A 21229-nucleotide genomic window follows, 5' to 3' on the forward strand; every position below is an offset into this window, starting at 1 on the left:
CCTCAGCGATCTTTCGGGTCGAGGGCATCACGCAGGCCATCGCCGATAAAGTTAAAACAAAACAGCGTGACAACCAGAAACGCCGCCGGATAGAACAGTAACCACGGCGACACTTCCATTGAGTTCGCACCGTCATTCAGCAAAGCGCCCCAACTGCTTAACGGCTCTTGCGTTCCCAGACCGAGAAAACTCAGGAAGGATTCGAACAGAATCATGCTTGGCACCAGCAAAGAGGCATAAACCACCACCACGCCGAGAACATTAGGAACAATGTGACGTAAAACGATACCGCGCGTGGAGACACCGGAAACCATTGCGGCTTCAATGAACTCTTTACGTTTCAGACTCAGCGTCTGACCGCGCACGATACGCGCCATATCCAGCCAGGACACCATGCCGATAGCCACGAAGATCAACAACATGTTCTGCCCGAAGAACGTGACCAGCAGAATAACGAAGAACATGAACGGGAATGAGTTGAGGATCTCCAGCAGACGCATCATCACCGAATCCACTTTCCCCCCCAGATAGCCTGACATCGCGCCATACAGCGTCCCGACGATCACAGCAACCAGCGCTGCCGCCACGCCAACCATCAGCGAAACGCGGCCACCGATGGCCACGCGAACCAGCAGATCGCGCCCAGAAGAATCCGTGCCGAAATAGTGCCCGGACGTCATATCCGGGGCGGCTGACATCATTCCCCAATCCGTATCGGCGTAGTCAAATGCGGATAGCATCGGCGCAAAAACTACGAAAAGAGTAATCACAGCCAGAATGAATAGGCTAGCCAGCGCTGCGCGATTATGGATAAAACGCAGACGCGCATCTTGCCACAGGCTGCGCCCTTCAATCTCAGACTGCTCGGTGAAGTTCTCTATCGCTTCAACGTTTTTTCGATTCCAAAACATAGCGCCCCCAATTAATAGCGAATTTTCGGATCGATAACAGCGTAGAGCACGTCAATGATCGCATTAAATAAAATGGTTAAGCCGCCGACTAAAATTGTCAGGCTCAGTACCAGTGAGTAATCGCGGTTCAGCGCACCATTCACAAATAGTTGCCCAATACCCGGCAAGCCAAAGATGGTTTCGATCACCATTGAACCCGTAATAATCCCGACAAACGCCGGCCCCATATAGGAAAGCACAGGCAGCAATGCAGGCTTTAACGCATGGCGCAGGACGATACGACGCATCGGTAGCCCTTTAGCGCGGGCCGTGCGGATAAAGTTAGAGTGCAAAACCTCGATCATCGAACCTCGGGTGATACGCGCGATGCTGGCGATATAAGATAAAGACAGCGCCACCATCGGTAAAATAATGTATTTCGGTGCCCCGCCGTTCCAGCCACCGCCGGGTAACCAACGTAGCGTAATGGCAAAAATCAGCACCAGCAGTGGTGCAACGACAAAGCTGGGAATAACCACCCCCGTCATGGCAAAACCCATCACGGTATAGTCCCATTTCGTATTCTGATTCAGCGCAGCGATCACACCGGCACTCACACCAAAAACAATGGCGAGAATGAATGCCGCAAACCCTAATTTTGCAGAAACCGGGAAAGACGTCGCGACCAGATCGTTTACGGAATAGTCTTTGTATTTAAAAGAAGGACCGAAATCACCCTGCACCAATTGCAGTAAATAGTTACCGTACTGCGTCAGTATGGGATCGTTCAGATGATATTTGGCCTCAATATTGGCCATCACTTCCGGCGGTAAATTACGCTCCCCGGTAAAGGGGCTGCCGGGCGCCAATCGCATCATGAAGAATGAGATGGTGATCAGAATAAATAGTGTCGGGATCGCCTCTAAGCAGCGGCGAAGAATAAATTTTAACATTGCTCGTACCTATAAAAGGCTGGCGACATCGTTGCGTGCCGCCAGCCATTATTATTAGTGCTTGATGATATAAAGATCTTTCACGTAGACATTATCCTGGGGATCTTTGCCTGTTAAGCCCCCCACATACGTCTTCACCAAACGGGTATTCGCATAGTGGTAAACAGGTACGATAACTGCGTCTTTATCTAGCAATGCCTCAGCCTGTTGATATACGACAGCACGCTCCTCATCGGTTTTCACCTGTAAAGATTTCGCGACAAGCGCATCAAACTCTTTGCTCTTATAGTGTGACTTATTATTGCTGCTGTTAGACAACATACTGTTTAGGAAGGTAGACGGTTCGTTATAATCTGCACACCACCCGCCACGCGCCAGATCTTGCGTCCCCTGCTGGCGAGAGCTAAGGAACGTTTTCCATTCCTGATTTTCCAGCTTCACATCCACACCGATATTTTGCTTCCAGATAGAGGATGCGGCAATCGCCATCTTTTTATGAAGATCGGATGAGTTGTAGAGCAAATTAAACGTCAGCGGTTTTTCTGCGGTATAACCGGCTTCCGCCAGCAGTTTCTTCGCTTCTGCGTTACGTTTTTCTTGTGGCCAGGTGAACCACTCTGGGGTCTGAGCTTTGAAATCATCAATATACGGAGGAACAAAACCATAGGCTGGAATATCGCCCTGATTTTTCACTTTATTGGTCAGAATATCCTGACTTATGCCCAAGCGTAACGCAGTTCTTACACGAACATCGTTAAACGGCGGCTTTTGGTTGTTAATTTCGTAATAATAAGTGCACAGGTACGGGTTAACCTTCACCTCATCGGGGATCTCTTTCTTTAACTTTTGAAAGAGTTCAATCGGCAACTGATTGTATGTCATATCAATTTCACCGCTGCGGTAGCGGTTCACATCAGTCACTTCCGAAGAAATAGGCAGGTACGTCACCTGATTAATCACAGTATGCGCGTTATCCCAGTATTGCGGGTTGCGCTCCAGTACCAGTTTTTCGTTCACGACCCAATTTTTCAGCTTGTAGGCGCCATTACCGACCCAGTTTTGCGGCTGCGTCCATTTTTCGCCGAACTTTTCAACAACGGCTTTATTAACAGGCGACATCGCGACATAAACCGGCAACTTATAGAAGTAAGGGACGGCTTCGGAAAGCGTGACCTCCAACGTATGATCGTCGATCGCTTTCACGCCTAATGTTTCTGGAGATTTTTTGCCGGCGATGATGTCATCAATATTGAGCAAGTGGCCATATTGCAGGTAGCTAGAGTAAGGCGATGCCGTCTTGGGATCGGCCAGACGCTGCCAACTGTAGACGAAATCTTGCGCGGTAACTGGCTCACCATTGGACCATTTGGCATCTTTACGCAGGTGGAATGTCCACACTTTAAACTCTTTGTTATCCCAGCTTTCCGCTACACCAGGGCTGGTTTTACCGTTAACATCGGAAATGACCAGCCCTTCCAGCAGATCGCGCGACACATTGGATTCGGGTACGCCTTCGATTTTATGCGGATCGAGGGAGGACACTTCCGCGCCATTGTTACGAACCAATTCCTGTTTTTCTGCTAACTGAATGCCAGCGGGAACGGTCGCGGCAAAGGCAGAAACAGCCATCGTACTACTCAATGCCGCGATAATAGCGGCCGCTACTCTTTTTTTAGTTGTGATGTGTGTCATTATTTTCTCCTGTAATATTGTCGTGTGAGTGATACCTACACGGTTCCTGAATTAATGCCCTGTGAGAAAAACGATTAATCGATTCAACTCACGCCCACTCCTATACAGTGGGAATGGGTAAGCATAGAGTAAACACCAAATTCATTGCTGCTCGCTCACTTCATTTGCATCAAACCGTAAACAGCGGTGGGTTAATGCTTAATAATATAGAGATCTTTCACCCGTATGTTATCCAACGGGTCTTTACCGGTAATACCACCGACATAAGGTTTGACCAACCGGGTATTCACGTAGTAATAGACCGGCACGATGACGGCATCATTATCCAACTGTGATTCCGCCTGCTGGTAAACCTGCGCACGTTCCTCATCCGTTTTCGCCTGAACAGCTTGTGCCATCAGTTTGTCAAATGCTGCACTCTTATAATGACCCGTATTGTTGCTGCTGTCTGACAACATACTATTCAAGAATGACGTCGGTTCATTATAGTCTGCACACCATCCGGCTCGGGCGACATCATATCCCCCTTGATGACGCGTGCTGAGATAGGTTTTCCACTCCTGATTCTCCAGCTTTGCGTTGACACCCAGATTCTGTTTCCAGACCGATGACGCCGCAATGGCCAGCTTTTTATGTAAATCTGACGAGTTATAGAGCAAATTAAACGTCAGCGGTTTCTCTGCCGTATAACCCGCTTCCGCCAGCAGTTTTTTCGCTTCTTCATTACGTTTCGCCTGTGGCCAGGTAAACCATTCTGGCGTATGCGCTTTCAGACCGTCGGTAAAAGGAGGGATATAGCCATAGGCAGGAATATCGCCCTGATTTTTCACTTTATTGGTTAATATGTCCTGATCAAGTCCCATGCGCAGCGCAGTACGCACCCGCACATCGTTAAAGGGCGGTTTCTGGTTATTGATTTCGTAATAATAGGTGCAGAGGTAGGGATCGATGTTAACTTCTTGTGGGATTTCTTTTTTTAACTTCTGGAATAGTTCGATCGGTAATTTATTATGGGTGACATCAATTTCACCCGCGCGATAACGGTTAACATCCGTCACTTCAGACGCAATCGGCAGATAGGTGACCTGATTAATCACGGTCTTGGCGTTATCCCAATATTGGGTATTACGCTCCAGCACCAATTTCTCATTCACGACCCAAGATTTAAGACGATAAGCGCCATTTCCCACCCAGTTTTCCGGCTGGGTCCATTTATCACCAAATTTCTCCACCGCGGCTTTGTTTACCGGGGACATGGACGAGTGATTCAGCAATTTATAAAAGTAAGGGATCGGTTCACTCAATGTGACTTCCAACGTATGGTCGTCGAGTGCTTTTACACCTAGCGTATCAGGCGATTTTTTACTGGCGATAATGTCATCAATATTCAACAGATGACCATATTGCAAATAGCTGGCATAAGGAGAAACGGTTTTCGGATCGGCCAGACGCTGCCAACTATAAACAAAATCCTGGGCGGTAACGGGTTCGCCATTTGACCACTTGGCATTTTTGCGTAAATGGAACGTCCAGACTTTAAAGTCGCTGCTTTCCCAACGCTCAGCTACGCCAGGAATCGGGTGTCCATCAGGATCGGAAATCACCAACCCTTCATAGAGATCGCGCGCAACATTGGATTCCGGTGTACCTTCTATTTTATGCGGATCCAGTGATGACACTTCAGCGCCATTATTTCTCACCAGAACCTGTTCTTTCGCCAGCTCAACACCTGCGGGTACATTAGCAGCCTGGACATTCGCGCATGACGCCATCACTGCTGCGGCAATCATACTGGTAACAAAGCATCGTTTTGTTTTGCGAGTTTTCACTTTATAAACGCCCCTGTCTTGATACAACGCCATACCGGACTCTATGCATAAAGATCGTCATCACATAGAGCAGAAAGAACGCCCATTATCCAAATAAATCATAAGATTATTTTATGAGTATATAAAGAATAATAGGTCGACACTCGAAGCTATCAAAAGCAGACACATTCGCCAATATTTTTACATTGATGTTGCTTAATTTTCTTCACTACGGCTCGATAAAATTTTATCACAACACGCCAAAACAATATTCAACCCTATGATAATCAATGTTTTTTGTTTTTATTTTTAAATATTTTTTAAATATTCAGCAATTTATAGATTTTGAGCAAAAAAACATCGTAGTGAATTTCATCGTTTTAACAGCACAAAAATGATGACAATAGCTTACCTGTCCTCGTCATCATCTGACCAAAATGTTATTATTTTAACAATTTTATTACTAACGAAGCTCGATATTAGCCTTTCATTTCTCTGCTATTGACTGCGTGCAAAATAACGCATTCGATTAAGATATAAGCACTATTTATACGACTACGTTTTATACGAACAGCTAGCTCTCAGTATTGACGCCACAACCGTCTCTTACCGCCCCGTTCTAGGTAGGAAAATCTCTGGTCATACTTGATTAATGATAATCACTATCAATACCAACGTGCTGAATGGTGTCAGCTTAAAGAAAATTCGATATTGATCACAAAAAAAGCACCCACAAATGGGTATGCTCATTCCATACGGTAATGAATGCGCAAATAATCTTAATTTTTACGTATTTTCAAAACAATATTTTAAAAATTTACGATATCAGCGATTACAGTATTTTAAAAAACAGCGATCGCGCCATAACCGTAGCTGACAAGCTCTTTGAGTCAATTGATGTGAAATAGGCAGAGAAGAATAGCAAGGTAACGGAAACGCCCCCGTCTCGTTTATCTATACTGTTCTATCCGGCGAACAATTGACTGAAAGAGTTTAACATTTATCAGGAGAGCATTATGGCCGTAACCAACGTTGCTGAACTTAACGCATTGGTCGAAAGAGTAAGAAAGGCACAGCAGGAATTTGCCACTTACACTCAGGAACAAGTAGATAAGATCTTCCGCGCTGCTGCACTCGCTGCATCGGATGCCCGTATCCCACTGGCAAAAATGGCAGTTGCCGAATCCGGCATGGGGATAGTGGAAGATAAAGTCATCAAAAACCACTTCGCATCCGAATACATTTATAACGCCTATCAGGATGAAAAAACCTGCGGCATTCTCTCTACTGATGACACTTTCGGTACCATTACCATTGCAGAGCCTATTGGCCTGATTTGCGGTATTGTTCCCACCACCAACCCTACTTCTACCGCGATTTTTAAAGCGCTGATCAGCCTGAAGACCCGTAATGGAATTATCTTCTCTCCTCATCCGCGTGCAAAAAATGCGACCAATAAAGCCGCAGATATCGTGCTGCAAGCGGCAATTGCCGCAGGCGCACCGAAAGATATCATTGGCTGGATTGACCAGCCTTCTGTCGAGTTGTCTAACCAACTGATGCACCACCCGGATATCAACCTGATTCTGGCTACAGGTGGCCCAGGTATGGTGAAGGCCGCGTACAGTTCAGGTAAACCGGCAATCGGTGTAGGTGCCGGTAACACCCCCGTTGTCGTTGACGAAACTGCAGACATCAAGCGTGCCGTCGCCTCTATTTTGATGTCGAAAACCTTCGATAACGGTGTCATTTGTGCGTCCGAGCAGTCTGTCATCGTGGTAGACAGTGCCTATGATGCCGTGCGTGAGCGTTTTGCTACCCACGGCGGCTACATGCTGAAAGGCAAAGAACTTCATGCCGTACAGGGAATTCTGCTAAAAAACGGTTCACTGAATGCCGACATTGTGGGTCAACCAGCACCGAAAATTGCAGAAATGGCGGGTATCACCGTCCCAGCAAACACCAAAGTGCTGATTGGTGAGGTAACAGCCGTCGATGAATCCGAACCGTTTGCCCATGAAAAACTTTCTCCGACACTGGCGATGTACCGTGCGAAAGACTTCAACGACGCCGTCATTAAAGCGGAAAAACTGGTAGCAATGGGTGGCATCGGTCACACATCCTGCCTGTATACCGATCAGGACAATCAGCCAGAACGCGTAAATCATTTCGGTAATATGATGAAAACGGCGCGCATCCTGATTAATACTCCCGCTTCTCAGGGCGGTATCGGCGATCTCTACAACTTCAAACTCGCGCCGTCTCTGACGCTGGGCTGCGGCTCCTGGGGAGGAAACTCCATCTCCGAAAACGTCGGTCCGAAGCACTTGATCAACAAGAAAACGGTAGCCAAGCGAGCAGAGAATATGTTGTGGCATAAACTTCCCAAGTCTATTTATTTCCGTCGCGGCTCACTGCCAATCGCACTTGAAGAAGTCGCCTCCGATGGTGCAAAACGTGCATTTATCGTGACCGACCGTTTCCTGTTCAACAACGGTTACGTCGATCAAATCACTTCCGTACTGAAACATCACGGACTGGAAACCAAGGTTTTCTTTGAAGTTGAAGCTGATCCGACACTGAGCATCGTGCGTAAAGGTGCAGAGCAAATGCACTCCTTCAAACCAGATGTGATTATTGCGCTGGGCGGAGGTTCGCCAATGGATGCGGCGAAGATCATGTGGGTAATGTATGAGCACCCGACGACGCATTTCGAAGAGTTGGCACTGCGCTTTATGGATATCCGTAAACGTATCTACAAGTTCCCGAAAATGGGCGTCAAAGCCAAAATGGTGGCGATAACCACCACATCTGGTACGGGTTCCGAGGTTACGCCGTTTGCCGTGGTGACGGACGATGCAACCGGGCAGAAATATCCGTTGGCAGACTATGCACTGACGCCAGATATGGCGATTGTTGATGCCAACCTGGTGATGAATATGCCGAAATCGCTGTGTGCATTTGGTGGGCTCGATGCCGTAACGCACTCGCTGGAAGCCTATGTTTCCGTGCTGGCAAACGAATATTCGGACGGCCAGGCGTTACAAGCGTTGAAATTACTAAAAGAGAATTTGCCAGACAGCTACCGTGATGGCGCAAAAAACCCAGTAGCCCGTGAGCGCGTGCATAACGCCGCAACGATTGCCGGTATCGCGTTTGCCAACGCCTTCCTCGGCGTCTGTCACTCAATGGCGCACAAGTTGGGCTCGGAGTTCCATATTCCGCACGGTCTGGCGAACGCCCTACTAATCTCAAACGTGATCCGCTATAACGCAAACGACAATCCGACCAAGCAGACGACGTTCAGCCAGTATGACCGCCCCCAGGCTCGCCGTCGTTACGCGGAAGTCGCTGACCACCTGCGTTTGACTGCCCCAAGCGATCGTACCGCGCAGAAAATCGAGAAATTGCTGAACTGGTTGGAAGAAATAAAGACTGAGTTGGGGATCCCGACGTCCATCCGTGACGCTGGCGTACAGGAAGCCGATTTTCTGGCGAAGGTCGATAAGTTGTCTGAAGATGCGTTCGACGATCAGTGTACTGGCGCTAACCCGCGCTATCCACTGATTTCCGAATTGAAACAAATTCTGCTGGATACTTACTATGGTCGTAAGTTTTCTGAAGACGTAAAAACAGAAGCGATTGAACCACCCGTAGCAAAAGCCGCCAAAACCAGTAAGAAAGCCGCACATTAACACTCCGGCAATGACTGCCTTAAGCTATCTCTTTTTTATACCCAACCCTCTAAGGGTTGGGTATTTTTTATTGTGGAGATCTAACGCAAGTGCATCTTAGGACGCCAGTTTATTAATACGGTTATTAACCACCTAACTCGCTTTCCTTACGGATTAATCCCAGAGCAATCTTATAATGCTTACGGCATACGGAAACATAACTTTCATTACCGCCAATAACGACCTGTTCCCCTTCGTGGACAGCATTACCCTGCGCATCTAACCGCAATACACAGTTAGCTTTACGTCCGCAATGACAGACCGTTTTTAACTCGATCAACTTATCAGCCCACGCCAATAAATAGTGACTACCAGAAAACAAATCGCCACGAAAGTCAGTACGCAACCCGTAACACAATACCGGGATATCTAATTGGTCTACGACATCGGAAAGCTCACTCACCTGCTCACGGGTTAAAAATTGACATTCGTCAATTAATACACAATCTACAGGTTGAGTACGGTGCTCTTTCTCCAGCAATCCAAATAAAGATGTCTGCGGATTAAACAATAATGCCGGAGAAGAAAGACCAATCCGTGAACTTACTATCCCCACACCGTGCCGATTATCTATTTCTGCAGTGAACACCAGCGTGCGCATCCCGCGTTCCTGGTAGTTATATGATGACTGCAATAGCGCCGTCGATTTCCCTGCGTTCATTGCAGAATAATAAAAATAAAGTTGAGCCACTCAGCTACTCCAAAAGGCAGGCTATATGATCTTCATGTCGTAAGCGCTTATTGTAACAACTCGTCTTCACGCTGTGCAATGGGCTATTCCTCGACTACAGCTTGTCCATTCGCTGACCACCGACAACCTGTATGATAAAAGATATAAACATCTCTTATAACAACGGCGCTGCGTCAATAAGCCATTCTCCGTCATATGCGCTAGGGAAAAGGCATACCAAATGTATTTTTTTGATAACCAGAAAGTATTTATATTTATGTAACATACGATGTGAATTTTGTTTTAAAAATGACGTTTTTTAACAAACTTACAAATCTGACTATTGCAGAAAAGAAAATAGCACTCTATTATCACACTACACGCCACCAATAATATTAATTTGAGATTATCACAATGAGCGAAGCACTAAAAATTCTTAACAACATCCGTACTCTGCGTGCCCAGGCTAGAGAATGTACCCTGGATACTTTAGAAGAAATGCTGGAAAAACTGGAAGTCGTGGTTAATGAACGCCGCGAAGAAGATAGCCAGGTTCAGGCTGAAGTTGAAGAACGTGCGCGTAAATTGCAACAATATCGCGAGATGCTGATTGCCGATGGTATTGACCCTAACGAATTATTCCAGTCTTTAGGTTCAGTGAAAGTTGCAGGTAAAAGCAAACGCGCTGCCCGTCCTGCAAAATATCAATACACTGACGAAAACAACGAAGTTAAAACCTGGACTGGTCAAGGTCGTACACCAGCAGTGATCAAAAAAGCAATCGAAGAGCAAAACAAGTCTTTAGACGATTTCCTGCTGTAATTGTCTATAAACACCGAATACTAAAAACCCCCGATAGCTATCGGGGGTTTTTATTTGATAATACCACTACGAAAAGAAAGCAGATGGGTTGCCGTTTTGGTTGCTCTCTGCTTTTTTGTAAACAGAGAGCAATAATTACCCTCTGTTATTTTTCTTCTGCGTCAATCGTTTCCTGCAACCATTGCGCGAACTCCTGGCCTAACCCGTCATGGCGTAAACCATATTCTACGAATGCCTGCATATAGCCTAGTTTATTACCACAGTCATGGCTCACACCTTTCAGGTGATACGCTTCTACCGTTTCTTTTTCCATCAGCATCGCAATGGCATCGGTCAACTGAATTTCATTACCTGCGCCTGGCGGCGTTTTCTCCAGCAGCGGCCAAATATCAGCAGAGAGCACATAACGGCCAACGACGGCTAAATTAGACGGTGCTTCGGAAGCTTTAGGTTTCTCAACTACGCCAACCATAGGGACGCTATCCCCTGCTTTTAATTCCACACCTTTGCAATCAACCACACCGTAGCTACTTACATTTTCAACTGGCTCAACCATAATTTGGCTGTGACCTGTAGTAGAGAAACGCTGCAGCATTTCGCTCAGGTTATCTTTCTTCAGATCGGATTCATATTCATCAATAATCACATCCGGCAGAATAACCGCGACAGGTTCATCCCCAACTAACGGGTGCGCGCACAATACAGCATGGCCCAACCCTTTCGCTAATCCCTGACGTACTTGCATAATGGTAACGTGTTTAGGACAGATGGATTGAATTTCCTCCAATAGCTGACGTTTAACACGCTTTTCCAAAATGGCTTCCAGTTCAAAACTGGTATCGAAATGGTTTTCAATAGAATTCTTCGATGAGTGTGTAACCAAAATAATTTCATTAATTCCTGCGGCGATACACTCATTAACAACATATTGAATCAGCGGTTTATCTACCAACGGCAGCATTTCTTTAGGAATGGCTTTGGTGGCAGGCAGCATACGCGTCCCTAATCCAGCAACCGGTATGACCGCTTTTTTTACTTTTTTATTCACAATAGACATAAACAGCCTCTTATATACCGTTCAAATAATGAACTTTATTTATCTAAACAAGATAACCGATGGAGTATAACGACTTTAACAAGGGTGCGCTTGTCCCAACGTTACCGTTCAATAAAAATAAGATAACTCCCTACATAGTAGGAAATAAAAAATAATACCAAAAGTAGGTATTAACCAAAATCAACGCCCGCTTCGTGCTATCAGACTATTCCGTCGTCAGCATGAGCCGCAAACGACCGCCACCGCCCCATATCTGACATTGCCATGTTTCACACTGATAATTAAGCTGATTGAGATAGGCTCCCTCAAGCGTTCCTAAAGGGACGCCGCTATTCAATACGACCTGTTGCTCGTTAACATTTAGCGTAGCGTTTAGCCCAGCGGAGATCAGTATCAGTTGTTTCAATGGCCGATGGTAATACCCCACAAGCAAAGGAAAACGACCATCAAGGCTCGCCTGTCGCAGCAATTGGTTTACCTGCTTTAATAACGTCGGCAAATACGGTAAACGGTGTTGCTGATCGACCAAATGTTCCTGAAGCAATCCATTGAACAACGTCCGAAGCAGTAACGCTGCCAGCGTCCCATTATTATTGACGCCCTGAGTGACATCAAGGCAATAGAACGCTAATTCAGTCTCGGAAAGCGCAGCGATATCCAACACCAGTCCCGGTTGTTCCGCAGTCGTCAATTGACGGTAGTTAACGCGGCAGCGAGCAAGTGTTTGCTGAACGGGCGGCTGTAGTTGAGCGAGCAGTTTGGTTATTGCTTCAGGTGATTGATTGAGAGAATCCATATCCTGCATCAGTTGATCCAACTCATTAAGCTGTGAGGTGAACATGTCAGGATAAAGGCAGGACATCACAGCGTCACGCAATCGTGTGTAATCACGAATAGGTTTAAGCAGCACGTCCTGGACACCGAGACGCAAGACTTTAGCGATATCCGCCATCTGACTGGTTGCAGAAATGACCAGTATTGGCGTGTCGCTATCCTTCAAACGCAGGCATTCGAGGAACTCGATCCCTCCCATCATCGGCATTTTCAAATCGCAAATCATTAAATCAGGGTGGTAATGCTCAAGAATACTTAGCGCATCTAATCCATTAATCGCCTCCCGAACCGAAGCCCCAAGAGAAGTCAGATAACCAGCGAGCACAGATCGAAAAACGGCCTCGTCATCAATGACTAAAATATGCTTACCCGCTAGTGGTTGTTCCATCAGTACCCCTTACTTCAAACACCAAATAATCACACCTGCTTTAGCACCAGTACATCAGGTAGTCGGCACACTATTCGCTCTTAAGTGCATGCGTTCTTAACAACATGCGCTCTTCACTACAATTCTGTCGCTAACGGCAAGAGTTCATCACGCATCTTTGCTACTGCTTTATAACCCGCCTCAATCGCCTCCTGCGCCCGGTGAAAATCTAACGTAGCGATCTGGGGACAATATGGCTGTAGCAAGACGTCAGGTGGATCGCCCGCCATTCTCGTCATCTTTAACCGATTTTCCAGAATCTGTATCGATGTACTCATTATCTCCATTGCCGTGGGTGAGCTTTCTGCTGACTGACGTCGGCCTCTTAATAAACGCTCCCGAATCCTACTACGCCAATCTTGCGAAACATGCTCCATATCAATGTCAACCTCTGACGCCGTTGGTTTAATCGATAGCAGATCCTGATGATTAAGGCTAGCATCGTGCTGGAGATCAACAGCAATCACGATATCAGCCCCCATTGCCCGCGCCAGAGAAACGGGAACAGGATTAACCACCGCGCCGTCCACCAGCCAGTAATCGTTAAATCGAACGGGGGATAACAAGCCAGGCATACTGCAAGACGCCCGCATTGCCTGGTGTAAATCGCCTTCTGTCAGCCAGAGTTCACGCCCCGTGCTGAGATTTGTCGTCACCACGCCATATTTGATAGCACAGTCTTCAATCTGTGTTGTATGTAACAAATGCTTCACACTATTGAAGACACGATCGCCACGCAACAAACTGCCACGCTGCCAGGAAAGATCCATCAACCGAATCACATCCCAGTAACCAAACCCTCTCACCCACTGCTCCATTGAGGACAAATTATTTGTCGCATATGCCGCGCCAACCAGCGCGCCAATAGAACAACCCGCGACAACATCAACGTCTATCCCTAGTTCTGCTAACGCATTAAACACCCCAATATGCGCCCATCCTTTCGCCGCCCCAGATCCCAAGGCTATGCCAATCTTTTTCCGTTGCATAATTGCTCCATCCCCTTCATTTTAGCGCACATTGCTAGACGTAGAGTTTCTTAGGTAACATATCGGCATCCCGCATAAGGATCTGTTTATTATTTATCAGTTTTTATCTTAAATTTTCTTCAGGAGACGTTGTGTCAGAATCTTGCCCCTGTTGCAGTGGGTTGCAGTATAACGCATGCTGCCAACCCTATCTCACGCATGCCGCAACAGCGGCCGAGCCTGTTCTGTTAATGCGATCGCGTTACACCGCTTACGTCAAACACGATGTCGACTACCTTATCGCCACCTGGCATCCCGATTGCCAACCCGATAAATGGCGGGAGTCTATTTCCGCAAGCTGTCAAAATTCACAGTGGCTCGGCCTCACTATACTGGCAACGTCTCCCGGAAAAACGCCTGACGAAGGCTATGTGGAATTCGCCGCACGTTATCTATCGGAAACCGACAGCCAGCGAACAGAATTAATGCGAGAACGCTCACGCTTCCTTCGCCAGCATAATCGCTGGTACTATATAGACGGCGTTCATATGCAGACAGGCAGAAATGAACCTTGCCCGTGTGGTTCCGGCAAAAAATACAAAAAGTGTTGCGGACAATAGAACACCGGCAGTCGTCCACGCGGCCTACCGCTGCGTTACCATAAGATCGTTATTTTAGTTTTCGGACAGGATCCACACGCTCATGCAATCCCAAAATATACAAAGAAAAGTATTACGAACCATTTGCCCCGACGCAAAAGGGCTCATCGCGAAAATTACGAATATTTGTTATAAGCACGAACTGAACATCGTACAAAACAATGAGTTTGTCGATCATCGCACTGGTCGTTTTTTCATGCGGACCGAGTTGGAAGGGATTTTCAACGACACCACGCTGTTAGCCGATCTGGACAGCGCACTTCCCGAAGGTTCGTCGCGCGAATTAACCGCTGCGGGCCGCCGTCGCATCGTCGTTCTGGTGACGAAAGAAGCACACTGCCTGGGCGATCTGCTGATGAAAAGCGCGTATGGCGGTCTGGATGTCGAAATCGCTGCCGTTATTGGTAATCATGATACCTTACAGACGCTGGTCGAGCGGTTTGATATCCCCTTCCATTTGGTCAGCCACGAGGGGTTAACGCGCGAAGAGCACGATCAACAGATGATCGCGCAGATCGATCAATATAAACCTGATTACGTCGTGCTGGCGAAATACATGCGTGTCCTGACACCGGCGTTTGTGCAGCATTATCCTAATCAGGTGATTAACATCCATCATTCATTCTTACCTGCCTTTATCGGTGCTCGCCCGTACCATCAAGCTTACGAACGCGGCGTAAAAATCATTGGTGCGACAGCTCACTACGTCAACGACAATCTGGATGAAGGCCCGATCATCATGCAGGACGTCATTCACGTTGACCATACTTACTCAGGTGACGACATGATGCGTGCAGGCCGCGACGTTGAGAAAAATGTCCTCAGCCGCGCACTGTATCGCGTACTGGCACAGCGTGTTTTTGTCTACGGTAACCGCACCATTATTCTGTAATCGGTTGATCGGACATCTTTTTGTATAAGGATGCGCCGAACGGAATAAAAAAACGGCAAGCGAATTTATTTTTGATATATAGCGCTTTACAGGGGCGTGTCATTTGATATGATGCGCCCCGCTTGAAGCGAAAGCTTCTTGTAGCAAGGCCAGTGGTGGGGTTCCCGAGCGGCCAAAGGGAGCAGACTGTAAATCTGCCGTCACAGACTTCGAAGGTTCGAATCCTTCCCCCACCACCATTTCAAAGCAATACCTCTGAAGCACATCCCAACACCAAAGCATCAAATTCCCATTAGGGGAAGGTGAGAACCTTCGACCAAGGTTCGACAAAACCGGCACGGTTTTGAGCAACGCATAGCGTTGACCCGCAGGGTGAGGAGCGAAGCACCGAATTATCCTTCCCCCACCACCATTTCAAAGCAATATCTCTGAAGCACATCCCAACACCAAAGTATAAAATTCCCATTAGGGGAAGGTGAGAACCTTCGACCAAGGTTCGACAAAACCGGCACGGTTTTGAGCAATACACGCATCCCCTTCAAAACACATTGACTATAACTTCATCAAATCAACACCACTGCTCCTTATCCAAAAACGCCCAAAAGGTAAAAAATCATTTCACAATGAAAAAATTATATGAGTTAATATGGCAATCATATAGAAATGGAATTCTAGAGATCCGATACAATGAATGAATACTACAACCGTAATGTTAGTAGTTTTGAAACAGAAATTGACCGGAATATAGCTGAAAAACGAGCTCTGGAGTATGACGTTTCTTTGTTACGGAACGAACTCGATCAAGTGAAAAACAGCGTGGCAAATAAATACATAAAGTGGAGCCTCGCAAAAGACCATTTCATCAGCGAAGTTACCGCTTATTCACTCGACATCACCAGTAAAATGAATACGGGTGAACTAACCCCCCATGAAGCCATCTACTCTTTAAAACAAGAAATCGCTACGCTTAAAAGGCAAGATCAAATGCTTGCCATGAAGCAGATGAAGCAAGTCATTATTGCTAAACCTGCCGTTACTGAAGAAAACCGTAATTCAGGGACAAACGATACAACCCAACACATTAATCTGGTGATTGCCGGTTTAGGATTCGTCAGTGGTGGGCTTCAATTGGTAGCCGGTGCAGGCATTGCCGGAACAGGGGCGGGGATAATCCCAGGCACATTACTCATGGCTCATGGGTTCAATAATGTCATCGAAAATGGTTACTACCTTCTATACCGAGAATCCTATACTGGCCCAGTTCGGTTTGTTTATAGACAAATTGGTTCTCAACTCGGCTTATCGAATAAGAATAGTGACGTTATCTATACTTTCGTTGATATTGGTTTATCTATCAATGGGTTATTTGGATATCGCTTGACAGAAGACGCGCAAAGGCTATATCGATTTATCAACGCAGATTTGCTCTGGGGAATGAAGCAAATGGGAATGAAACTAATGAGCAAGAGCGAGTTTTTTTTGGAATTGACATTTGATGCAAATACACTTGTAGGACAGTATCAGTCATACTAGAACCAAATTCTGCGTATTGAAAAATCAAGGAATGATTATGAGCTGGCTCTATTTTTTATTTTCAACTATCGCGATCTTTCCACTTTATTTGTCTGTAAAAAAGTTAACATCCTCTCATTTTATCTATACTAGATTTAGCTCAATTCTATTACCTACGTTCTTTATGTGCTTTCACCTTTATATATTCCACGCAGGGAAAATACCATTTATAGGTATTTCCATAGAAGACAATGACTTTATTTTTTATAGTTCATTTATATTTGCTTTGCTATGTGCAATAACCAGCGCAGTAGCGCATAACAGAAGTTAAGCAAAGGATTGATAGAAATGACATTTTTTTATATTCTTTCATCGATACTCATATTCATCCCTGCTTATCTTGCTATAAAAAAAATCACCACATCAGAAGGTGTTTATCATAAATTTTTTGGCATTCTTATCTCTTTTCTGTTGATGTTTTTCCATTTTTACACCTACCATGATGGAAAGATCCCTTTTTTGGCCATCTCTATCGAGGATAACGATATTGCTCATTACAGTTCGTTCATATTTGGACTGATAAGTGGAGTGGTAGGATGTATAGCATACCAAGATAAATAGCATAATAAACAATAACTTAAAATGACATAATGTTATCTTTAACTATATTCAGCTTGTTATGTACCATAAGGAATGGTGATAACGCATAACAGAAATGAAAAAAATAAGAGACTCGCGATAATGGCATCCGTTTACATCACGTTATCAATACTCATGCTCATCCCGACCTATTTTATTATAAAAAAACTTACCTCATCTGAGGATGATTATTATAGATTTGGAGGTATTATTGCTTCTTGTGCATTTATGTCTTTTCATTTTTACACCCATCATGCTGAAAAAATCCCTTTTTTAAATATATCTACCGTAGGCAATGATGCAATGTATTACAGTTCAATCATATTTGGATTTATCAGCGGATTCGTAGGCTGGGCTGCTCATCACGAAAATTAGAGGTGGTGAAAAAAACAACATGATATAATACAGCAACAGTCACACGGAATTATGGGCAGGCTATACTATCATGGCTTTTTTATATGCTTTTTTTTCAACAATCACCCTTATCCCTCTATATTTATTTGTAAAAAAGCTGACATCTTCTGAATTTGTGTATACCCGACTCAAAGCCATTTTATTGGCCACCTCTTTCATGTGTTTTCACCTTTATATATTCCATGCAGGGAAGATACCATTTGTAGGTATTTCCATAGAAGACAATGATTTTATTTTTTATAGTTCATTTATATTCGCTTTGCTATGTGCAATAACCAGCGCAGTAGCGCATAATAGAAGTTAAGCAAAGGATTGATAGAAATGACCTTTTTTTATATTATATCATCGATACTCATATTCATCCCTGCTTATCTTGCTATAAAAAATTACCACATCAGAAGATGTTTATCATAAAATTTTTGGCATTATTATCTCTTTTCTATTGATGTTTTTCCATTTTTACACCTACTATGATGGAAAGATCCCTTTTTTGGCCATCTCTATCGAGGGTAACGATATTGTTCATTACAGTTCGTTCATATTTGGACTTATAAGTGGAGTGGTAGGATCTATAGCACATCGAGAAAATTAAAAATCGTCTGAATAGCATTCAGCACTATTGAGAAAATTAGTAAGCGCGCAGCCATTATTATTGATTTATTACTACGCGCTTTTAAATCTGTTAGGTATTTATTTCAGGCGCTGTATTCTTGACCACTTAATAAGAGGATTCTTGCCAGAAGAGACACGAACTGGTTCGTGCTGCAACATGTTCCCATTCTATGGTTGCATATTTTAAGGAGACACTTTCTTGTGGTTGCATCCCATTATGTGTCATAGAGTTTGGGAAAAAGAAACGAAGATCGGTGATAATTGCATTTCTTAGCCGTAGTGAAAAATAGAGTTCATTGTTCCCCGTTGGCGCAGTTCTGTAAAACTTAAACTCGCAATCTAGTTTTTCATTATCGTCTAATGCCTGAGCAAATAACGGCGTTGCTTTATCTACCGGTTTACGGATTTCAACAGGTTGAAAGACCACATTTTCAGCCCGCATAATATGGCTGGTAAGCTCATAGATAAAAATTTCGTCTTCGTGTGCTGCCTGATATTTATTGCCTATTGACGCAACCGTCGAACATCCTGATGAAATCAATCCTTGTTTACTACCAGTTACACTCATATAGATCAAACTAGCCATGGAAATTTCCTCCTGGAAATAACAGTCCAATAATTAAATGCTGGCTCATGGTGGAATTTTAGCCAGAAAATCAGTCTACTCTGTTAGCCTTATCCATGCAATTCATAAGCTTATCCCCGACATCAGTGCAAATAATTAGCACTACCCCCAACAATGAGCTTCACACCTTCCCTTTCCAGCGCCCTGGGACATAGGAAAACACAGGGAGTTGCCATGACCAGCGAATTGCCGCCAGACGCACAGCGAGGCCAATCGTGAACGATGCCAGCAGGTTAATATCGTGGTTGACGCTAAACGATTTTAGTCCCAGATATAACAACGCGACTAACAGCGAGACGCTGGCATACAGTTCCTTCTTCAGTACCATTGGCGTACGGTTGCAGAAGATATCGCGCAATATGCCACCGAAAATGCCGGTCACAATACCCGCCATGACCACCACCGTCATCGAATAATTCAATTTCAGCGCCACATTGCAACCAATGATGGTAAAGGCAATCAGCCCCATCGCATCCAGTACCAGAAAGAGACGGTGCAGATGGTGCATGAAGCGCGCAATGATAATCGTGAAAAGACCCGCGCCAATGGTAAGGTAAATATAGCCGGGATGCTGCGTCCAACCAATGGGATAATTACCGAGGAGAATATCGCGAACGGTGCCACCGCCGAGCGCGGTAATGAAGGCAATCATGCCTACGCCAAAAATATCCATATTGCGACGCCCGGCGGCCAGCGCCCCGGACATCCCCTCTGCCGTAATCGCGATCAGATAGATGTAAGTTAGCACACAAGTTATCCTGTGAAATGTGCCACTCCCTCTGTCCGCTTTACCTGAGAGTTTACGCAGCAGAGCTGCTTGCCCCTTCGGTGGGTTGCATCGCAACCTCTCTCCAGTTGGCTTCAATGGAATTCGCAGTTAGGGTAGCCTGAGCGATTATGGGAGTTTGCGCCTTCGGCGGAGCGCTATACTTTATGCCAACATCCAGCTTGAAGTATGACAGCGTACACGCCCTCTCTCCTGCGAGGTGCGGAGTATAACGGTCGATAAGCCTCGTGTTCAACTGAATATAAGTGAATCTTATTTTCAGCGGTTTTCATCTGTACTCACCATTCCTAACGTCATCCATCGCCTCCAGTCGGAAAGCGTAGCCTCGTCGTGACGCCACGCTCCGTTTTCTGCTACCATCTGGTCACATTTTTTAGCGAATGGCAGCGAACATGAAAGTTGTATCTTTTAATATCAATGGCCTGCGGGCGCGCCCTCATCAGTTGGCCGCCATTATCGAACAACACCAGCCCGATGTGATCGGGTTGCAGGAAACCAAAGTCCACGATGACATGTTTCCATTAGAAGATGTCAGCCAGTATGGTTACCACGTTTATTATCACGGACAGAAGGGTCACTACGGTGTTGCCCTATTGTGTAAGGAGCAGCCTATTGCTGTTCGTCGCGGTTTCCCAACAGATGAAGACGATGCACAGCGCCGGATCATCATGGCGGACTTTGCTACCGAGCACGGCACGCTTACGGTAGTAAACGGATATTTCCCTCAAGGAGAAAGCCGCGACCATCCGGTGAAATTCCCCGCTAAGACGCGCTTCTATCAGGACCTGCAAACCTATCTGGAGCAACATCACAGCGCGACACAGCCGCTGATTGTGATGGGAGATGTTAATATCAGCCCTACCGATCTGGATATCGGTATCGGCGAAGAGAACCGCAAGCGCTGGCTGCGTACAGGTAAATGCTCTTTCTTACCGGAAGAGCGTGAATGGATGGCGCGTTTGCAAGGGTGGGGACTCATCGACACCTTCCGTGCCGCTAACCCTGAAAGCAACGATCGCTTTTCATGGTTTGATTACCGCTCTGCCGGATTCGATGACAACCGTGGCCTGCGTATCGACCTGATTCTCGCTAGCACCTTCCTGGCCGAACGCTGTGTCGCCACCGGTATTGATTACGATATTCGAGGAATGGAAAAACCTTCCGACCATGCGCCGATCTGGGCGGAATTTACACGTTAAAACGAGTGTGCAGTAAAAATAAGTCACCGCTGTGC

The 21229-nt window shown here is 45.7% G+C and carries 17 protein-coding genes, 1 tRNA gene, 1 other RNA gene and 1 riboswitch; of the genes, 8 read left to right on the forward strand and 11 right to left on the reverse strand.

Going from position 1 to position 21229, the window contains the following annotated elements; all coding sequences use genetic code 11:
• Positions 1-2: 2 nt before the first annotated feature.
• The 4 genes from oppC to oppA (A8F97_RS07210) form a co-directional block, all read right to left on the reverse strand.
• On the reverse strand, positions 3-911 hold the full coding sequence (oppC, locus tag A8F97_RS07195) for an oligopeptide ABC transporter permease OppC (RefSeq protein WP_014699910.1): 909 nt from the start codon (positions 909-911) through the stop codon (positions 3-5).
• 11 nt (positions 912-922) lie between these two features.
• Entirely contained in the window at positions 923-1843 is a 921-nt protein-coding gene (gene oppB / locus A8F97_RS07200) for an oligopeptide ABC transporter permease OppB (protein ID WP_005968711.1), read from the reverse strand.
• Between the two features lie 54 nt (positions 1844-1897).
• Positions 1898-3535, reverse strand: a complete 1638-nt coding sequence (oppA, locus tag A8F97_RS07205; protein WP_033071487.1) for an oligopeptide ABC transporter substrate-binding protein OppA — start codon at positions 3533-3535, stop codon at positions 1898-1900.
• A gap of 191 nt (positions 3536-3726) precedes the next feature.
• On the reverse strand, positions 3727-5325 hold the full coding sequence (oppA, locus tag A8F97_RS07210) for an oligopeptide ABC transporter substrate-binding protein OppA (protein WP_410110714.1): 1599 nt from the start codon (positions 5323-5325) through the stop codon (positions 3727-3729).
• 1034 nt (positions 5326-6359) lie between these two features.
• Between oppA (A8F97_RS07210) and adhE the strand changes: the two genes are divergently transcribed.
• Complete coding sequence (gene adhE / locus A8F97_RS07215) at positions 6360-9038, forward strand: bifunctional acetaldehyde-CoA/alcohol dehydrogenase (RefSeq protein WP_033071486.1); 2679 nt, start codon at positions 6360-6362, stop codon at positions 9036-9038.
• 124 nt (positions 9039-9162) lie between these two features.
• On the opposite strand, the gene A8F97_RS07220 is transcribed toward adhE, so the two are convergent.
• On the reverse strand, positions 9163-9768 hold the full coding sequence (locus A8F97_RS07220; protein ID WP_015730453.1) for a thymidine kinase: 606 nt from the start codon (positions 9766-9768) through the stop codon (positions 9163-9165).
• Between the two features lie 393 nt (positions 9769-10161).
• Between A8F97_RS07220 and hns the strand changes: the two genes are divergently transcribed.
• A complete protein-coding gene (hns, locus tag A8F97_RS07225) occupies positions 10162-10569 on the forward strand; it encodes a histone-like nucleoid-structuring protein H-NS (protein WP_005968723.1) in 408 nt (135 codons plus the stop codon).
• A gap of 145 nt (positions 10570-10714) precedes the next feature.
• Here the strand turns inward: hns and galU are convergent, their stop codons facing one another.
• The 3 genes from galU to rssA form a co-directional block, all read right to left on the reverse strand.
• On the reverse strand, positions 10715-11626 hold the full coding sequence (gene galU / locus A8F97_RS07230) for a UTP--glucose-1-phosphate uridylyltransferase GalU (RefSeq protein WP_005968726.1): 912 nt from the start codon (positions 11624-11626) through the stop codon (positions 10715-10717).
• 205 nt (positions 11627-11831) lie between these two features.
• Positions 11832-12848 carry a two-component system response regulator RssB gene (gene rssB / locus A8F97_RS07235; protein WP_014699905.1) on the reverse strand — a complete coding sequence of 339 codons (1017 nt, stop codon included), beginning with the start codon at positions 12846-12848 and terminating at the stop codon, positions 11832-11834.
• A 116-nt stretch (positions 12849-12964) separates the two neighbouring features.
• Positions 12965-13876 carry a patatin-like phospholipase RssA gene (rssA, locus tag A8F97_RS07240; RefSeq protein ID WP_014699904.1) on the reverse strand — a complete coding sequence of 304 codons (912 nt, stop codon included), beginning with the start codon at positions 13874-13876 and terminating at the stop codon, positions 12965-12967.
• A gap of 131 nt (positions 13877-14007) precedes the next feature.
• Between rssA and A8F97_RS23075 the strand changes: the two genes are divergently transcribed.
• The 5 genes from A8F97_RS23075 to A8F97_RS07260 all read left to right on the forward strand — a co-directional run bounded on the left by A8F97_RS23075 (position 14008) and on the right by A8F97_RS07260 (position 16939).
• Entirely contained in the window at positions 14008-14475 is a 468-nt protein-coding gene (locus A8F97_RS23075; protein WP_005968732.1) for a YchJ family protein, read from the forward strand.
• Between the two features lie 82 nt (positions 14476-14557).
• Positions 14558-15406: a formyltetrahydrofolate deformylase gene (gene purU / locus A8F97_RS07245; protein WP_005968735.1), complete on the forward strand. Its 849-nt coding sequence runs from the start codon at positions 14558-14560 to the stop codon at positions 15404-15406.
• Positions 15407-15560: 154 nt separating this feature from the next.
• Positions 15561-15645 (forward strand) — tRNA-Tyr (locus A8F97_RS07250).
• A 43-nt stretch (positions 15646-15688) separates the two neighbouring features.
• A non-coding RNA gene (locus A8F97_RS07255) (RtT sRNA) lies at positions 15689-15818 on the forward strand.
• 275 nt (positions 15819-16093) lie between these two features.
• Positions 16094-16939: a DUF4225 domain-containing protein gene (locus A8F97_RS07260; protein WP_014699903.1), complete on the forward strand. Its 846-nt coding sequence runs from the start codon at positions 16094-16096 to the stop codon at positions 16937-16939.
• Positions 16940-17992: 1053 nt separating this feature from the next.
• Here the strand turns inward: A8F97_RS07260 and A8F97_RS24330 are convergent.
• The 3 genes from A8F97_RS24330 to A8F97_RS07280 all read right to left on the reverse strand — a co-directional run bounded on the left by A8F97_RS24330 (position 17993) and on the right by A8F97_RS07280 (position 19956).
• Complete coding sequence (locus tag A8F97_RS24330; protein ID WP_015730449.1) at positions 17993-18130, reverse strand: hypothetical protein; 138 nt, start codon at positions 18128-18130, stop codon at positions 17993-17995.
• 559 nt (positions 18131-18689) lie between these two features.
• Complete coding sequence (locus A8F97_RS07275; RefSeq protein ID WP_014699897.1) at positions 18690-19169, reverse strand: Hcp family type VI secretion system effector; 480 nt, start codon at positions 19167-19169, stop codon at positions 18690-18692.
• A gap of 160 nt (positions 19170-19329) precedes the next feature.
• Positions 19330-19956, reverse strand: a complete 627-nt coding sequence (locus A8F97_RS07280) for a trimeric intracellular cation channel family protein (RefSeq protein ID WP_014699896.1) — start codon at positions 19954-19956, stop codon at positions 19330-19332.
• Between the two features lie 21 nt (positions 19957-19977).
• Positions 19978-20073, reverse strand: a riboswitch (glycine riboswitch).
• A 314-nt stretch (positions 20074-20387) separates the two neighbouring features.
• On the opposite strand from A8F97_RS07280, the gene xthA reads away from it, so the two are divergent.
• Positions 20388-21194, forward strand: a complete 807-nt coding sequence (gene xthA, locus A8F97_RS07285) for an exodeoxyribonuclease III (RefSeq protein WP_014699895.1) — start codon at positions 20388-20390, stop codon at positions 21192-21194.
• Positions 21195-21229: the final 35 nt, after the last annotated feature.

The organism is Pectobacterium parmentieri, from assembly GCF_001742145.1.
In the GTDB taxonomy this organism is placed as follows: Bacteria; Pseudomonadota; Gammaproteobacteria; order Enterobacterales; family Enterobacteriaceae; genus Pectobacterium; species Pectobacterium parmentieri.

What these genes read in the sequence shown, in the direction of transcription:
- oppC (WP_014699910.1), bottom strand. Translation starts at nt 911, where the DNA reads ATGTTTTGGAATCGAAAAAACGTTGAAGCGATAGAGAACTTCACCGAG.
- oppB (WP_005968711.1), bottom strand. Translation starts at nt 1,843, where the DNA reads ATGTTAAAATTTATTCTTCGCCGCTGCTTAGAGGCGATCCCGACACTA.
- oppA (WP_033071487.1), bottom strand. Translation starts at nt 3,535, where the DNA reads ATGACACACATCACAACTAAAAAAAGAGTAGCGGCCGCTATTATCGCG.
- oppA (WP_410110714.1), bottom strand. Translation starts at nt 5,325, where the DNA reads ATGATTGCCGCAGCAGTGATGGCGTCATGCGCGAATGTCCAGGCTGCT.
- adhE (WP_033071486.1), top strand. Translation starts at nt 6,360, where the DNA reads ATGGCCGTAACCAACGTTGCTGAACTTAACGCATTGGTCGAAAGAGTA.
- hns (WP_005968723.1), top strand. Translation starts at nt 10,162, where the DNA reads ATGAGCGAAGCACTAAAAATTCTTAACAACATCCGTACTCTGCGTGCC.
- galU (WP_005968726.1), bottom strand. Translation starts at nt 11,626, where the DNA reads ATGTCTATTGTGAATAAAAAAGTAAAAAAAGCGGTCATACCGGTTGCT.
- rssB (WP_014699905.1), bottom strand. Translation starts at nt 12,848, where the DNA reads ATGGAACAACCACTAGCGGGTAAGCATATTTTAGTCATTGATGACGAG.
- rssA (WP_014699904.1), bottom strand. Translation starts at nt 13,876, where the DNA reads ATGCAACGGAAAAAGATTGGCATAGCCTTGGGATCTGGGGCGGCGAAA.
- purU (WP_005968735.1), top strand. Translation starts at nt 14,558, where the DNA reads ATGCAATCCCAAAATATACAAAGAAAAGTATTACGAACCATTTGCCCC.
- A8F97_RS07260 (WP_014699903.1), top strand. Translation starts at nt 16,094, where the DNA reads ATGAATGAATACTACAACCGTAATGTTAGTAGTTTTGAAACAGAAATT.
- A8F97_RS24330 (WP_015730449.1), bottom strand. Translation starts at nt 18,130, where the DNA reads ATGAAAGAGGTGGCCAATAAAATGGCTTTGAGTCGGGTATACACAAAT.
- A8F97_RS07275 (WP_014699897.1), bottom strand. Translation starts at nt 19,169, where the DNA reads ATGGCTAGTTTGATCTATATGAGTGTAACTGGTAGTAAACAAGGATTG.
- xthA (WP_014699895.1), top strand. Translation starts at nt 20,388, where the DNA reads ATGAAAGTTGTATCTTTTAATATCAATGGCCTGCGGGCGCGCCCTCAT.